Annotated in this window: 13 protein-coding genes; 8 read left to right on the top strand and 5 right to left on the bottom strand. The window is 70.7% G+C overall.

The window, feature by feature from the left end; translation table 11 throughout:
• Positions 1 to 120 precede the first annotated feature (120 nt).
• Positions 121 to 1,209 (top strand): recombinase family protein, encoded by a 1,089-nt coding sequence (locus ABZ374_RS39150; RefSeq protein ID WP_360321078.1) that lies wholly within the window; start codon positions 121 to 123, stop codon positions 1,207 to 1,209.
• A gap of 346 nt (positions 1,210 to 1,555) precedes the next feature.
• Here ABZ374_RS39150 and ABZ374_RS39145 read toward each other — a convergent pair whose 3' ends face one another.
• Positions 1,556 to 2,791 carry an FAD-dependent oxidoreductase gene (locus ABZ374_RS39145; protein ID WP_360321075.1) on the bottom strand — a complete coding sequence of 412 codons (1,236 nt, stop codon included), beginning with the start codon at positions 2,789 to 2,791 and terminating at the stop codon, positions 1,556 to 1,558.
• A 73-nt stretch (positions 2,792 to 2,864) separates the two neighbouring features.
• Between ABZ374_RS39145 and ABZ374_RS39140 the strand changes: the two genes are divergently transcribed.
• The 3 genes from ABZ374_RS39140 (at position 2,865) to ABZ374_RS39130 (ending at position 5,815) form a co-directional block, all read left to right on the top strand.
• On the top strand, positions 2,865 to 3,437 hold the full coding sequence (locus ABZ374_RS39140; RefSeq protein ID WP_360321177.1) for a TetR/AcrR family transcriptional regulator C-terminal domain-containing protein: 573 nt from the start codon (positions 2,865 to 2,867) through the stop codon (positions 3,435 to 3,437).
• 618 nt (positions 3,438 to 4,055) lie between these two features.
• A complete protein-coding gene (locus tag ABZ374_RS39135; protein WP_360321072.1) occupies positions 4,056 to 5,135 on the top strand; it encodes a protein phosphatase 2C domain-containing protein in 1,080 nt (359 codons plus the stop codon).
• Between the two features lie 143 nt (positions 5,136 to 5,278).
• Positions 5,279 to 5,815 (top strand): DUF2716 domain-containing protein, encoded by a 537-nt coding sequence (locus ABZ374_RS39130; RefSeq protein ID WP_360321069.1) that lies wholly within the window; start codon positions 5,279 to 5,281, stop codon positions 5,813 to 5,815.
• A 168-nt stretch (positions 5,816 to 5,983) separates the two neighbouring features.
• Here ABZ374_RS39130 and ABZ374_RS39125 read toward each other — a convergent pair whose 3' ends face one another.
• Positions 5,984 to 6,823 (bottom strand): hypothetical protein, encoded by an 840-nt coding sequence (locus ABZ374_RS39125; protein ID WP_360321066.1) that lies wholly within the window; start codon positions 6,821 to 6,823, stop codon positions 5,984 to 5,986.
• A 427-nt stretch (positions 6,824 to 7,250) separates the two neighbouring features.
• Here ABZ374_RS39125 and ABZ374_RS39120 point away from each other — a divergent pair, with 427 nt between their 5' ends.
• Positions 7,251 to 8,075, top strand: coding sequence for a hypothetical protein (locus tag ABZ374_RS39120; RefSeq protein ID WP_360321063.1), 825 nt, complete (start codon positions 7,251 to 7,253; stop codon positions 8,073 to 8,075).
• 549 nt (positions 8,076 to 8,624) lie between these two features.
• Here ABZ374_RS39120 and ABZ374_RS39115 read toward each other — a convergent pair.
• Positions 8,625 to 9,038: a MarR family transcriptional regulator gene (locus tag ABZ374_RS39115; RefSeq protein WP_360321060.1), complete on the bottom strand. Its 414-nt coding sequence runs from the start codon at positions 9,036 to 9,038 to the stop codon at positions 8,625 to 8,627.
• 241 nt (positions 9,039 to 9,279) lie between these two features.
• Here ABZ374_RS39115 and ABZ374_RS39110 point away from each other — a divergent pair, with 241 nt between their 5' ends.
• Entirely contained in the window at positions 9,280 to 10,476 is a 1,197-nt protein-coding gene (locus tag ABZ374_RS39110) for a PP2C family protein-serine/threonine phosphatase (protein ID WP_360321057.1), read from the top strand.
• Between the two features lie 455 nt (positions 10,477 to 10,931).
• On the opposite strand, the gene ABZ374_RS39105 is transcribed toward ABZ374_RS39110, so the two are convergent.
• Complete coding sequence (locus ABZ374_RS39105; protein ID WP_360321054.1) at positions 10,932 to 12,971, bottom strand: RNA polymerase sigma factor; 2,040 nt, start codon at positions 12,969 to 12,971, stop codon at positions 10,932 to 10,934.
• Positions 12,968 to 13,297, bottom strand: a complete 330-nt coding sequence (locus ABZ374_RS39100; RefSeq protein WP_360321051.1) for a YciI family protein — start codon at positions 13,295 to 13,297, stop codon at positions 12,968 to 12,970. The genes ABZ374_RS39105 and ABZ374_RS39100 overlap by 4 nt, the downstream gene beginning before the upstream one ends.
• Before the next feature lie 166 nt (positions 13,298 to 13,463).
• Here ABZ374_RS39100 and ABZ374_RS39095 point away from each other — a divergent pair, with 166 nt between their 5' ends.
• Entirely contained in the window at positions 13,464 to 14,159 is a 696-nt protein-coding gene (locus ABZ374_RS39095) for a DUF998 domain-containing protein (protein WP_360321048.1), read from the top strand.
• Positions 14,160 to 14,408: 249 nt separating this feature from the next.
• Positions 14,409 to 15,005: a dihydrofolate reductase family protein gene (locus ABZ374_RS39090; RefSeq protein WP_360321045.1), complete on the top strand. Its 597-nt coding sequence runs from the start codon at positions 14,409 to 14,411 to the stop codon at positions 15,003 to 15,005.
• The last annotated feature ends 97 nt before the right edge of the window (positions 15,006 to 15,102 follow it).

The raw sequence follows: 15,102 nt of genomic DNA, 5'->3' as shown, positions 1-15,102 counted from the left end.
CCCGGATCCGAAACGGGCCACAGAACCGGCCCCGAGCCCGGAATCGTTCTCACAACCCGTTCTCACTCAAAAGTGGGATCCACCCCCTTGTGAGAAATGTTTGTGACAGCATCTCGGGTCATGACGCTGGCCGAAGAGTCCGACCGGAGCGACGCCGACGACGTCGAGCGCCACCCGTGCCCGCGGTGCGCGGTCGCGGCCGGGTCGCCGTGCCGCTCGCGCTCCGGCGCGGTCGCCGGCGCCTATCACAGCGGCCGGTTCACCAAGGTGCCCCGACTCGCGAAACTCCTGCGGGTGCCCACGCCCGCCGATCGTGGCCCCGGGAGGTCCTGGCGACCGGGTACCCCGGCCCCGTCCGCGATCGCGCCCGACACCCCGAGCGCCGACATCCGCATCGGGTACGCCCGTTGCTCGACGCTCACGCAGGAACTCCGGTCGCAGTTGGACGCGCTCGCCGCGCACGGCATCCCCCGGGACAAGGTCTTCTCGGAGAAGATCAGCACCCGGGTGCGGGTGCGCCCGCGGTTCGAGGCCGCCCTCGCGCTGGCCCGCGAGATCAAGGCCCACGCGCCGCACTGCCGGGTGATCCTGACGGTGTACGAGATGAAGCGGCTGGGGCGCGACGCGGCCGAACTCACGGCCCTGGCCGACCACTTGACCGCGCACGGCCTGGTGCTGGAGATGCTCGCCGGACCGCTGCCCGGGATCTACGACCCCACCGGCCCCGGGCGCATCCTGTTCGGGTTCTTCGCCGCGATGGCGGAGACCGAACGCGAGAACGTCCGCGAGGCCACCCTCGAAGGACTCGACGCCGCCGCCCGCAAGGGCAAACACGGCGGACGCCCTGCGGTCATCACCGACGACATGCTGCACACCGTGCTCCGCCGCAAGGCCGCCGGCGAATCGGTCGAAGCGATCCGACCGGACCTGATCATCCCCACCGGCAAACGCAAGGGACGAAGCCCCAGCCTCGCCAGCGTCTACCGCGCCCTTGCCGAACACGCCAAGGCCGCGGCCTACCCCGAAGCCGTCGAACAGGCCCACGCCGACTTCGCCCACCAAGCCGACGGCGACGACATCCCTCGGCCCATCCGGGCTCGTATCGCAAGTCCCGACGCACCTCCGACACCCGAGGAAGTCGACCTGCGGCAACGCCTGATCGCACAACGAGCCGAGCTGTCCCCGGCCGAAGATCGGACCCAACATTGACCGTTGGTGTCAAATGTTTTGACACCAACGCCGGTTTTCCGTTCCGTTCCTACCGGGATCCCGACATCGCCCCCGTCGCGACCGAGGCGGTGCCCATCCGTTTCCGAACACGAGTCGTGTCGTGCCGCCCTTGGGGTGCGTGGCGAGGTGGGGGAGCGGGGCCGAGGCCCACCCGACAACCCCGCCCCCACGCACACCTTTCCGGCGGCAAACGCCCCTTCGGGCGCGACCCGATGCCCACGCTTCGGGTTCGGGCAACCTCGACTCGAAGGAACCTGCGCCCGAGCCCGTCGGATGTGCGCGCGAAGGGGCGTCGATCCCGCTGCCGGCCGAAAGCCTCCCCCCGTCAGGGGTATTCCGGAAGCAGCCAGTCCCCGCCCCGGTCCTCCTTCGCACGGCGCGCGACGAAGTCGGGGATGTGCAGGAAGCAGGCCAGGGCGGCGACCGAGTGGAGCGCGTCGATGCCCACCTTGTGCTCGGGCATGCTCAGTCGCAGGACACGCGGCTTGACCTGGGCCTGGATCGTGTCGACGAAGGGCCGCAGCGTGCGGTCGTAGTTCGCCAGGGCGCCGGCCAGGTCGTGCGGGCTTCGGTTGATCTCGCCGGCCAGGACGTACGCGCCGACCAGGCCGCCGGAGATGCCCATGCCGCTGTAGGGGGAGGGGCAGTACGCGGCGTCCCCGACCAGGACCACGCGCCCCTTCGACCACGTGTCCGTCCGCACCTGCACGACCTCGTGCGAGTACAGGTCGTCGGTCGCCGCCAAGCCCTCGAGGAAACGCCCGGTCTGCCAGCCCGCGTCGCGGAACCTGTCGGCCCAGAACTCCTTCCGACGCTCGATCGACTCCCGGTGGACGGCCGATGCCTCCTGCGACTCCTCCCGCAGCACGAAGTAGACCTGCGTCTCGGTCGGGTTGTGACTCCTGCGCATGATCATCCGGCCGCCGGGCGCGTTGTAGGTGTCCCGGATGTTGGAGTCCGTCGCGATGCGCGGGACGAACCAGTAGGCCGTGTGGATGCCCACGCGCCGGTAGGGATCGGGAGCGCCGGCCGGCAGGATGGCCCGCCGCACGCGCGACCCCTGCCCGTCCGCGCCGACCAGGAGATCGAACTCGCCCGAGGACCCGTCCGAGTAGTGGGCGACCACGCGCTTCCCGTCCTGCTCGAATCGGTCCACGCTGATGCCGAAGACGTGGTTCACGTCCGCCTTCGTCGCATCGTGGAGGATGCGCACCAGGTCACCGCGCATGATCTCGTACTCCGACGTCAGAGTCTGCCGACCACGCCCGGACGTGTTGGCCATGATCGTCGCCCTCGCCTTGCCGCGGGCATCGACCAGGGCGACGCCCGCCTCGTCCACGAGCTTGCTCCTGACGACGTCGAGGAGCCCCATCCGTCGTATGGCGTCGATGCCCTGGCCCCGAAGGTCGACCTGGGCACCCGTGGCCCGCAACGCCGGGAAACGTTCGACGACGGTCACCCGGTGACCGCCTCGGGCGAGCCAGTAGGCCAGTGCCTGGCCCGCGATCCCGCCGCCGCAGACAAGGACTTTCAACGAGGGGTTTTCGGCTTCGTGTGTCATGACACCCTCTCTTTCTATCACTGATAGGTGCATGTACAGCGTCACCTATCACTGATAGATTGTCAACGTGAAGATGACCCGTGAGACCGTCGTCGGCGAGGCACTCGACCTGCTCGACGAGGTCGGCTTGGACGCCGTCAGCACGCGACGACTCGCGAAGCGACTGGGCGTGGAACAGCCGTCGCTCTACTACCACTTCCGCAACAAGAAGGAACTGCTCGGCGCCATGGCCGAGGCCGCCATGGCACCCCATGCGACGGCCTTGCTGCCCGATCCCGCCGACGACTGGCGCGACTGGTTCCTGGCGAACACACGCAGCTTCCGTCGCACCCTGCTGATGCGCCGCGACGGCGCCCGACTCCACGCCGGCAGCAGCCCCGCAGGGGAGGACCTCGACCGCCTCGCCCGCAAAATGGCGTTCCTGCTCGCATCGGGCATCCCCGAGCGGGACGCCCGGATGGCGATGCTGGCCTCCGGCTACTTCACGGTCGGCTGCGTCCTGGAAGAGCAGGCGGACACCGACCCTGACACACACCATCCCGAGGTCCCGCACATCAACCACGAGTCGGCCTTCGAAGCGGGCCTCGCCCTCATCCTGGACGGACTGAGCAACCGCATCGCCGAGCCCCACCCCACCTCCGAATAGGCCCGCGACCCCACCCCACCAACCGCACGCCCCTCACCCGCGCCGGCCCGCCCACCGCAGCTCCGCCGGGCGTCTCGGCGGCGCGCCCACACGACCCTGCCGGCCGGATCGCATACGGGGTCCCGGAGCCACATCGGGCTCACAACGTGTTCCGGCGAGAGAGTGCGGCCCATGTTGCCGCAGACGGACCAGCGCGGCCGTGCGTGGCGTGAGTGATCACCTGTCGGAACGGGCCGTTACGGGTGTGGCGCGGCCGAGTGCAGCCGGCACTTGTCGAGTGCCTGCGCCACGGTCCCACGCTCATCTCCGTCCGCCGGGTCGAGGAGTTCGCCGGCGGTCACGAGGGCTTTCCGAAACTCCGCAGGCCGACTGTGGGCGGTACGCGGGCCAAGGCGCGCAAGCGAGCGGAGGAGGCTTGCCGCTTCGCCCGCGGCGAACCGGCGTGAGAGATCGAGGCCCTCGCCGACGACGAAGCCGAGTTCCGACAGTTCAAGGCCGAATGCAACGGCGGATCTCGGGCTTGTGGCCAGGATGAAGGCCGATGGTTGACCTTCACCCTGGGGGAACCCACAACATCGGTCCGGCCGGGCGACGTGCTCGGCATGAGGAGGAGCGGGCATGGGGTTGCTGACCATCGGGGCGTTCGCGAAGGCGTCCCGGCTGTCGCCGAAGGCGCTGCGTCTGTACGACGAACTCGGTCTGCTGCCCCCCGCGCGGGTCGATCCGGTGACCGGCTACCGCCTCTACGCACCGGAACAACTGGATCGGGCCCGGCTGGTCGCCTGGCTCCGGCGCCTGGGGATGCCCCTGACCCGCATCCGGTACGTCTGCGCGCTGGACGGACCGTCGGCGGCCCAGGAGGTCCGCGCGTTCTGGGCCCGGGTCGAGGCCGACACCGCCGCACGGCGGGACCTGGCCACCTTTCTCATCGACCGTCTCTCCCCGAAGGACCCCGCCATGTCCCCGACCGCCAAGCCCCTGGGAATTCGTTACGCCGACCTTTCCGACATGGGCCTCGTGTGCGAGAGCAACCAGGACACCGCCTACGCCGGATCCCGCCTGTTGGCCGTCGCCGACGGCTACGGCAGCGCGGGAGCCCGCGCAAGCGCCGCTGCCGTCGACGCGCTCAAGCGTCTCGAAACCGACGGCATCCCGGCGGGCAATCTCCTCAACGTCCTCGAAGACGTCATCGAGCAGGCCAAGCGGGCCGTGCACGGCATCGCCGCGACCGGCTCTTCGCCCGAAGGGGCCGGCACGACGCTCACCGCAATGCTCTGGACCGGCTCGCAGTTGGCCCTGGTCCACATCGGCGACTCCCGCGCCTACCTCCTGCGCGACGGAGAACTGTTCCGGATCACGCACGACCACACCATGGTTCAGTCGATGGTCGACGAGGGACGCCTCAGTCCGGAAGAAGCCGCCTCCCACCCCCAACGGTCGCTGCTGATCCGAGCCCTGGGCCAAGGAGCCGACGCCACCCCCGACATGCGTCTTCACGACGCCCGGCAGGGAGACCGGTACCTGCTCTGTTCCGACGGTCTGTCCACCGTCCTGCAGACCGAAGAGATCCGCCATACGCTCGCCGAGATCAGCGATCCCGAGCAGTCCGGCCGCGAACTCATCGCCCTCGTCAACGGCTCCGGCGGCCCCGACAACGTCAGTTGTGTGGTCGCCGACGTCATGGAACTCCAGCAGTAGGCGCGAGCGGCAGGCACTTCGAACTGCACCGGATCCGCTCTCTGTAACTCATCCGTGAAACCGACCAATCGCGGCTCGCCCGGTAGGGCCCGCCCGCAGGTCGCCGGCACCACCGGCGGATGGGCCAACGATAGATTCGCCTGGTGATCGCCGAACGCCTGCACCGCCTGTCCGGCCCCGAATACATGGGTATCTGGGACCGTTTCGATGCCCGATTCGACTTCAGACCCAGCGTGTGCGTGTTCCCGGGGATCACGGAGCCTTCGCCGTCGATCACGTGGAGCCTCGACGCGCTGAACGACGACCCCGGCGACCGACACCTCGACCGTCTGGTCGACGTCGTCCAGGACGGGCTCACCGACCACACCAGGCCGGGGGAGTCGCTGTGGATCCTGGACTGGCAGCACACCTGCTACCGGCTCCGTCCGGATATCCCGGACACCGACATGTTCCTGCCCCGCGTCCTCGAAGGGCGCTCACGGGAGGGTTGGCCGCTCGGCCCGTACCCGAGCGGGGACTACCACGTGTTCCTCGCGGAGGACCTTCGATTCGGCACCTTCGGACATCCCTGGGAACACTCCCTGTGCGTGTTCGGCGCGGAACTGCCGGACGACATCGAGGAGGACGTGCAGCGCATCCTTGGACGCCCCCTCCGCCGAGACGGAGCCCCGGCCGCCTGAGCGGCCTTCGCGCCCGCCACCTCCGTTCGGCGGCGCGGCGGTTCGACGCAGTGACCGACCGGGCGCGCTACGCCGAGCTGTGCCACTACAACGACAACGGGAAGTACACGCGTCCCGCCCGCGACGCGGTGGCCGGTTCGTCGGGCCGACGACTGCCGGCCGGCGACCTCAGGACGGAGTGTCCCGCCGCGCAGCGGTGTGGCGCGCCGTCCGGTTGCGCCTCATGCGCACGTGGATATCCGTGTTGCGCTCCCGGATGAGCGGGCGCAGGGCATCGGGGTCGCGCAACGCCGGGTGCTCCGTCTCGACCTGTTCCCGGGCGAGCCGCGCAGCCGTCACGCGGTCGCGATAGTTGTCGAACACGTGGACTTCCAGGCTGAAATCGGTGTGGATGGAGTCGTACACCATTCCGGCCCCGCGGCCCAGGACGGGAGCCGCCGGGTCCAGCGAGCCGATCTCCACCGCCCATTCGCGCAGCCACTCCGTAGTGCCGGGCAGCACGAGCAGTCCCGCGCGCATGCCGATCACCGGACGGCGATGCCGTTCGTCGTACCCGTGAAAGCGCCGGGGCGGGCGCGCGCCGAACCACGCCTGCCGGTCGGCGACGGCCTCCGTGAATCCGGGCCTACGCAGCCGAAGTGTCCCCTCGGACGGCGTCGACAGCGGGAGCTGCCGTCGGAGTTCGCGTGCCGCACGGTCACCGAACGGTGTCGATTGGGTCGGCACGACCACGATGGGCGGCGACGGCTCCGCATCGAACGGACTCGGGTCCAGGAACGGGCGGTCGACGACCAGGACGGTGTTCTGCGCCCGCCGGTGCGCCATGCCCCACAACAGCGAACCCAGCAACAGCGCGCCCGATCGGTGGGTGACGATCTGCCGGTAGCCGTGGAACTCGTCGACGGCGAAACGCTCGGTGGTTCCGGGACGCAGCCCGAGCAGGGTGTACGGGCGACCGTCCAGAACAAGAGTGCGACTGTGCACCTTGAGTCCGTTGTCCGAGGTCATGCCTGTCGGTTCTTCACTTCTCGTCACATCCATCCTGGTGAGGGTCCGTCGGGCCCGTCGGGTCCGTCGTGCCGCAAGGTTCCAGCCGAGGCGCCCAATTGTCACCCGGTTTTCACCGACGTCGACGCCCGGGAACAGGAGGCGGCCGGGCGGCCACGCGAGGGGCAACCGCCCTACGGCCGAAGCCCGGGCCGCAGTTGCTCGGTGGCGCCGATCGGCGCCACCCACCGGCCGGTTCACCCGTGACGAAGAGCGTGCGATCGTGCCCGTGATGGAAAAGTTCCATCAATTTGGCACATTATCCGACAGTTCCGCATTTTCGACATGCAGCCGCCCGGCGGTCCGGCACCATGGCGGACAGTGGCCCGGCGGTGGCCGGGCCCTGGGGGATGGGGGATTACCGATGGCTGCGCCCGCGCCTGCGCCAGTGACCCTGACTTGGACGGTCACGCCCGGTGCCGAGACCAAGTTCGCGGACCACAAGTGGCTGCACGACTCGAGGCACCACTTCAGGTTCACCGTCCCGCCGGGGACGAACGCGATCGACCCGGCGACGGTCAGCGTCGACGAGTGGACCAACAGCTCCACAACGCCGTTCACGCACGCGGACTGCACGGAACTGCGCAAGGAAGTCCGCAGCCGGAGCCTCAAGCCGAAGGCGTCGCTGCTGGAGGCGGTGCTGCCGCTGGTGCTGAAGATCCCCGACGGGTGGAGCTGGCATCCGGGCAAGGATCACGCTCAACTCGGCATCACCTGGCCCACCCCCGGCGCGCAACTGCTGCGGGCGGTGCAGTTGCTCATCGCCTTGCGGGCCACGGTCGAGGCCCGGTCCGATCTCGGACGGTTGCTGAACGCGACCGGGACGAGCGTGGTCGCCACGTCGGGCGCCAAGCCCGAACGTTTGGACTTCGACTGGAACGCGGCCTTGCTGGAGGGCCGCGCGGCGGTCAACGAGTTCCTCGAAAACGCGATGCCCATCGTCGAGAAGCCGCCGTCTCACTCGGTCAGCAGCACGACCCTCAACGAACTGCTGATCGCTCGGATGTTCGCCGCCGACCCGAAAGGGCTGGGTCGGCTGCTCGAACTCGGTTTCGTGACACCGGACGGCATGGACGGCCACCCCTTCAAGGATGCCGTGAAGGGCTACAAACTCGACGCGCCCTGCGCGAGTGCGGTCCACCAGGCGTACAACCACCTCCGGTTCGTGCTCTACCTCGAATGGCGGGCCCTGCACGAGCTGTGCCAACGGTGAACAGCGGCCTGTAGCACCGCCGTTGCCGCGCCGCGGGGGCGATCCACGCGACAACGGCCGGCAACGGCGGCGACAGGTGCCTCACCGCGCGCACCCATGCCGACGGTTTCCCCTCCGCGGTCGACGCGAGCGGCGACGCCGCATCCGCCCCCACTCCCGAACGCCGGCGCCCGACGCGACACCCGTGGCCGATCGCCGCGCACGGATGTCGTCGGGACCACCCGAGGCCGTTCCGAGGAACTCCCCTCGGGATTACCGGTGTCGGACCCAAACGCATGCCTGGACGCAATATTTGTCACCAGTCAATAATTCGATACGCTGCACATCGGACGGCGGAGCAAGACACGGCCACCGACGTCAGACAGCGACGATCCCGTCGCTCGATCCCGCGCGCCCGCGACGGGGTGAGGCTGCCGGTCCGACGAAGGGGGTCGTCATGGGGCACCGACCGGTGTCGGCTCGCGACGCCTTCGTCGGCATGCCCGGCGCCCCCGGCACACGTGCGGACGGGCGCGCCGCACGCCCCGTCGGGGGTGACGTCCGCTCGGGTCAGGCGGTACGGGCCTGGGGGGCGCGCGCTGCGTCGGCCACCTCGTCCGCGAGAGTGGCGGCGGCCCCGTGCAGGGCTTCGAGGCCCTTGAGCAGCATCGTCCTGGTTTCCGGCGACATGCGTGCGGTCACCACGGCCAGCTCGCGCTGTCGGCGCGCGCGCAGATCCGCCAGGAAGGCACGGCCCCGCCCGCTCAGCCGCAATTCGAGCTCCCGACGACTGCTGGCACTGGGCGAGCGCTCCACGAAACCCACCGCCTGCAAGCGGTCGCACAGGCGACTGGTCGAGGAGGGCGTCGACCGCAGACCGTCGGCCAACGTGCGCAGGTTGATGCCGTCGTGCTGCTCCAGCAGGAACAGCGCGCGCAGTTGTGACGTGGAGACGGGAGCCGTGGACGCGCGCCCAAGCAGCATCTCGAGCAATTCGGCCGCGGCAGTCGCCGTTCGCGCCGTCTCGTCCGCTTGGTCGTGTCGAGGGGAGGAAACCCCGCTCACCGCCTTACTCTGACGCCCGAAACAGCCGCCGGCCCGACGGCCGCGCCGTACCACAATAGACGCTGGAAAAGCGGTTGATCCGACAGCGGTCCGGACCGCCCCCGGACCCGCACGGAGGCGCCACCGCCGCGCCTCCGCAGAGAACGGCTGCAGACTGACTGTGAATGCATACGAGGAAGCCGAGCGCGCGCTGCGCGCCGCCCCACCGCATGGACTGTTGGACGCCATCCGCACCGTGCTGAAGCGGCACTACGGGGCGAGATCCGTCGAACTTCTGCTGGCCGACTACAGCCTGACCGTCCTGCTGCCGGTCTCCGGGCTCGCCCACACCCCGGAATCCCTGTCCATCGACAACAGTCTCCCGGGCCGAGTCTTCGGCGCACAGGAGCCCGGCCGCGAGGAGCGAGAAGACGCCACGGTCGTACACCTCCCGGTGACCGTACGCGGCGATCGCCTCGGTGTACTCAGCGTGGTCCTGCCCACCGACGCCCATTCGTCGGCGATCCGGGCCGAACTGCTCGACATCGCCGAAATGCTCGCCCACGCGGTGATCGTCGCCGAACGCGACACCGACATCTACCTCCGGGCCCGGCGCAAGGACCGCCTGACCCTGGCGGCCGAAATGCAGTGGCAACTCCTGCCCGGACGAGCGTGCAGCCGCGACGAGTACGCCATCGGCGCCCAACTCGAACCCGCCTACGCCGTCCACGGCGACAACTTCGACTGGTCCGCCACCGCCGACCACCTCGTCCTGACGGTGACCAACGGCATGGGCGAGGGAATCGACGCCGCCCTGCTCACCAACCTCACGATCAACGCCCTGCGCAACGCCCGCCGCGCCGGCATCTCCATCGCCGACCAGGCGGCCCTCGCCGACCAGGCCGTGTTCGCCCAGCACCGCGGCGACGCCTACCTGTCCGTCCTGCTGCTGGACTTCGAACTGAGCACCGGACGAGTCCGGGTGGTCGACGCCGGCTCCCCCCGCCTGCTGCTCCTGCGCGAGGGCACCGTGTCGGCGGTCGACTTCGACGCGCAACTACCCCTGGGCATGTTCGAGGAGACCGACTACACGTCACAGGAGTTCCAGCTCCGGCCCGGCGACCGCCTCGTGTTCGTCAGCGACGGTGTCCACGCCGTCGCCTCTCCCGCCGGCGAGGCATACGGCGAACGCGCGCTGGCCCGGGCGATCAACGCGACCCGACTGCTGCCCGCCGCCGAGATGCCCCGCGCCCTCCTGCGCGAACTCACCGGCCACCGAGGCCGCCCCGACCCCGACGACGACGCCTTGGTGGTATGCCTGGACTGGCACGGCCGCCCCACCACCCACCCGCCGGCCGAGGACCCCGCCAACCCCTGAAGACACCACACCCGACCGCGACGACAACCGGCCTCCGGCCGGACCCGTCGGCAGTGAGGACCGCTCCGCCGGCCGAGCACCCGGTCTTCGACCTCACGCATGCGCCGGGCTTGCGATTCGACGGCGGCACCCGCCTTGGCCGGCCAGGTCGCCGGCGACCCGGTCGAGTCGATCACCACGCGGCTCGATACCGGCCTCGGCCCGGTGACCGGGCATGCCGCCACCGCGGAACAGCCCCACAGTCGGCGGGTACGGCGGCCCCGATGCCGGGCGTGATCAGGCGGACGCCTTCCCGGTCGAACGTGTGGCGGACCGCCTCGGTGATCCGGGCCCGCGTCATCCCTGCGGTGATGGGGATGCCGGATCGGCGGGGGAATTCGGCGGCGAGAGCTTTCGCCGTGCCGATCGTGATGGTCGGTCCGGTGGGGTTGTGGGCCGACGGCCTCGGCTCGGTTTCAGGATCGGCTCTCTTCCTCGCTCCAGTCTCGTAGTCGGCGCAGCGGGTGTCCGGTCGTGGACTTGCACAGGAACTCGGCGCGTTCGTACGACAGTCGCCCGCGGCCGGTCAGCGGGCAGACGTCCTCCGGGCCCAGGATGCCCGCCCGGGTCGGGCCCGGGCGTCGGTCGGCGAGGAACACCGGGCCTCGGGTCCGGCCGTCCAGAAGCTCGGGCAGGAGCGCCGCGGTGCGCGATCGCCAGGTGATCCATGCGTCACGCCGATCCGACCGCCGGTCGGTGCGGCGGGCTCGGCGCTCCGGCAGGTCGAGGTCCTGGACGTTGAGGGCCAGCACGGCCGCGACGGTCGTGCCCGACTCGTGCAGCAGCGTCCACAACGTGCGCTCCCGCAACGGGGCTTCCACGTCTCCCGGCCACGCCGTTCCGGGCGGGATCGGGGCGGGCGCCGGCGCGGGGCGGCGTTGGGGCGTTCGTTGGGGGATGCCCGCGTCCAGGCCCGGGGTGTGCGTCCACGCCGCGAACGCCCGTACGGCGGAGCGGTGTCGATTCCACGTGGCCGCCGCCACGCCACCCCACGACACGCGGAAGGCACCGGCGATCTGATCGGCCGTCAGCGACGCGAGCGGCATCCCCACACCCAGAGAGAGCCGCAGCCGCCACATCGTCTGTCCGTAGGAGCGGGCCGTCGCCGGCGCGAGCCGATCCCCGGCCAGGAAGGCGTCGATGGCCTCGCCGAACGTCCACGCGGACGCGTCGCCGAGCGGGATCGCCTCGGCCCGACGCGTCAGGTAGGTCTGTTCGGCGCTGTTGCGCGTCAGCAACGCCGCGCGCTCGAACTCCCGGCGGGCCTCCTCGCCGCGCCCCAGCCGCAGCAGCAGGTCGCCTCGTACCCCCGGGAGCAGGTGGTAGTCGCGTAGCGCGGGGTCCGCGACGAGCTCGTCGACGAGGGCGAGGCCGGCCGCCGGGCCGTCCGCCATCCCCACCGCGACCGCCCGGTTGAGTCGCACCACGGCGGTGGGCAGGAGGCCGGCCAAGGCGGTGTACAGCCCGGCGATCCGGACCCAGTCGGTCTCCTCGGCGGTGCGCGCCTGGGCGTGGCAGACGGCGATCGCGGCCTGCAACAGGTAGGGACCGGGCCGGCCGGGCGTGCCGGCCGCGCGGGCGCGCAACATCGCCGCGAAGCCGCGGCGGATGAGCAACCCGTCCCAGCGTCCCCGGTTCTGCGCGTGCAACGGCACGGGTTCGCCGGCGGGACCGGTGCGCGCCGGCGTACGCGACGCCTGGATCTCCATGAGCGCCACCAGGCCGTGGGCCTCCGGCTCGTCGGGCACCGACTCGGCGAGCAGGCGGCCCAACCTCAGTGCCTCCAGGCACAGGCCGGGCCGGATCAGGTCCTCGCCCGAGGTCGCCGAGTAGCCCTCGTTGAAGATCAAGTAGACGACCTCCAGGACGGAGGCGAGGCGTTCGGCCAACTCGGCGCCATCCGGGAGCTCGAACGGCACCCGCTCCTCGGCGAGGGTGCGTTTCGCCGTCGCGATGCGGCGGGCGATCAGTGGCTCGACGGTGAGGAACGCGCGGGCGATCTCGGCCGCGGTGAGCCCGCCGAGCAGCCGCAGGGTGAGGGCGACGCGCGCCTCGGTCGGCAGCACCGGGTGGCAGGAGACGAACATCAGCCGCAGCACGTCGTCCTGCTCGGACTCGGATTGGGGTTCGGCGGCCCCGGGGTCGTGTTCGGGGCCGCCGACGTCGTCGAGTCGCCGTTGCTCGGCCAGTTCGTACGCGAGCGTCTCGCCGTGTTCCGCCAGGCGCCGTTCGCGGCGGATGTGGTCGACCGCGCGGCGTTTGGCGACGGTGGTGAGCCAGGCCCCCGGGTTGTCCGGGATGCCCGACTCCGGCCACTGTTCCAGCGCCGCGACGAGCGCGTCCTGGGCCAGTTCCTCGGCCGCGCCGACATCGCGGACCATGCGGGTCGGCGCGGCGACGAGACGGGCCGACTCCATCCTCCAGATCGCGTCGATCGTGCGGTGGACGTCCGTCACGGACCGAAGACCTGTTGGATCACGCTCTCGCCGTCACCGACGATCCGGCGGAACCGGCGGGCCAGTTCGATCGCCTCCTCGTGGGAGCGGACCTCGACGAGGGCGAAGCCGACCACCGCCTCCTTGGACTCGGCGAACGGACCGTCCGTGACGGTGACCTCGCCGCCCTCGGAGACCAGCCGGACGCCGCTCGGCTCCAGACCGCCGGAGGCCAGCAGTACACCCGCGGCGCTGAGCTCCTCGATGAAGGCGCCCATCTCGGCGAACAGCCTCTCGTCGGGGGTTTTCGCGTTCTCCGAGGCCTTGGACATCATCAGGTAGCGCATGGCGTTTCTCCGTCTCGTCCGGCCCGGCCGGATCGCCGAGGCACACCCGTGCGTCGTATCCGCCGTGTGACGGGTAATTACCTTATTCCCTGTCACATCAGCGGATCGACGACGGTGCGAGCCCCACCGGAATCCGGGGCCCGCCCGCCCCTCGAAGGAGCCCGCCGTGACCACCACCACCCGACCCCCGCGCCCCCCGGTCACCGCCGACCGGACCCGGACCGCCGCCGAACGCGGCTCGGTCGGCACCCGTGCGCTGCTCGCCTGCGCGGCCGTCGCCGGTCCACTGTGGGTGGCCGTGTCGGTCGCCCAGGCACTCACCCGCGAGGGTTTCGAGCCGACCCGGCACGCGCTCAGCCAGTTGGCCACCGGATCGCTCGGCCGGCTCCAGATCACCAACTTCGTGATCGCCGGCATCCTGGCCACCGCCGGCGCGGCCGGGCTGCGGCGGGTCATGCAGGGGACGGCCGGCGGCGTCGCGGTGCCGCGGCTGGTCCGGGTGGTGGGCGTGGGCATGGTCGCCGCCGGGCTGCTGACGATGGACCCGGCGGACGGCTTCCCCGTGGGCACGCCGGACGGCGTCCCGGAGTCGATGAGTTGGCACGCGTACGGACACATGGCCGCCGGGTCGATCACGTTCTTCTCGCTGATCGCCATCGGCTACCTGCTCGGCCGACACTTCTCCCGGCTCGGGAACCGGCGGCTCGCGGTCGTCTGCCGCGTCGCGGCCACGGTCAAGTTGGCGGGCGACGCCTGGGCGATGAGCGGCGGCGCGGCCGGCGCGTTGACCATAGCCATCGGTACGACCGTCATGTTCGCGCTGCTCGCCTACGTGGCCGCGCACTACCGGCGTACCGCCTGAGGAACACCGCCCCCCGGCCTGCGCACGCGCTCGCCGAGTGGGCGCGACAGCCCCCGGAGTTCGTCGACCGGGGGCGCCCGCCCCGTGCGACCGACGTCGTGGTGACGCACAGGTCGCCGCACGACGAGGCGGTCGAGAGGCACCCGCTGCGGTGCCCTTCGAAAAGGGATCGTCGGGACCGACGAGTCCCGCGCGATCCGGCGGTTTTGGTGAACGGTAATCAACCCAACCAGGAAGTGAGACGGTTCGATGCGCATTGTCATTGGTGAGTTCGTCAGTCTGGACGGCGTCATGCAGGCTCCGGGCGGGCCGGACGAGGACACCGACGGCGGGTTCGCCCACGGTGGTTGGACGCACCCGTTCTTCGACCCGCAGGTGATGGGTGGCGCGCTCGCGGAGTGGGCCGCCGACACCGATGCCCTGCTGTTCGGGCGCCGGACGTGGCAGGTCATGGCCGCGGCGTGGCCCGGGCGGGCCGGTGACCCCTTCGCCGACCACATGAACTCGGTCGCCAAGTACGTCGTCTCCGACACCCTGGCCGACGACGACCTCACGTGGAACAACACCACCCGCATCCCCGGGGACGGGGCCCTGGACGGGATCAGGAAGCTGCGCGAGACCGACGGCCGCGACCTGGTCGTGATGGGCAGCCTCTCGCTGGCCCGCACCCTCGTGGCCGAGGGGCTGGTCGACGAGCTGCGTCTGATGATCATGCCGGTGCTCGTCGGTGGCGGAAAGACGCTCTTCCCGACCGACGGCGCGCTGCGCCCGCTCGAACTGGTCTCGACGGTGGTCAGCAGCACGGGCGTGCACGTGTGCACCTACCGGCCGGTGACCGCGGCGTAGTTCGGGGGAGTGCACGGGCTGGCGCTCACCCACGCGGACGTGCTCGGGCGCCCCGGCGAGTTGGTGGCCGGGTCGTACCTCGGCGAGGAGCCCTCGG

Origin of the sequence: Embleya sp. NPDC005971 (assembly GCF_040629175.1) — a bacterium.
GTDB lineage: Bacteria > Actinomycetota > Actinomycetes > Streptomycetales > Streptomycetaceae > Embleya.
The sequence above is the reverse complement of the archived record's forward strand: the minus strand, read 5'-3'. Positions and strand labels throughout refer to the sequence as shown.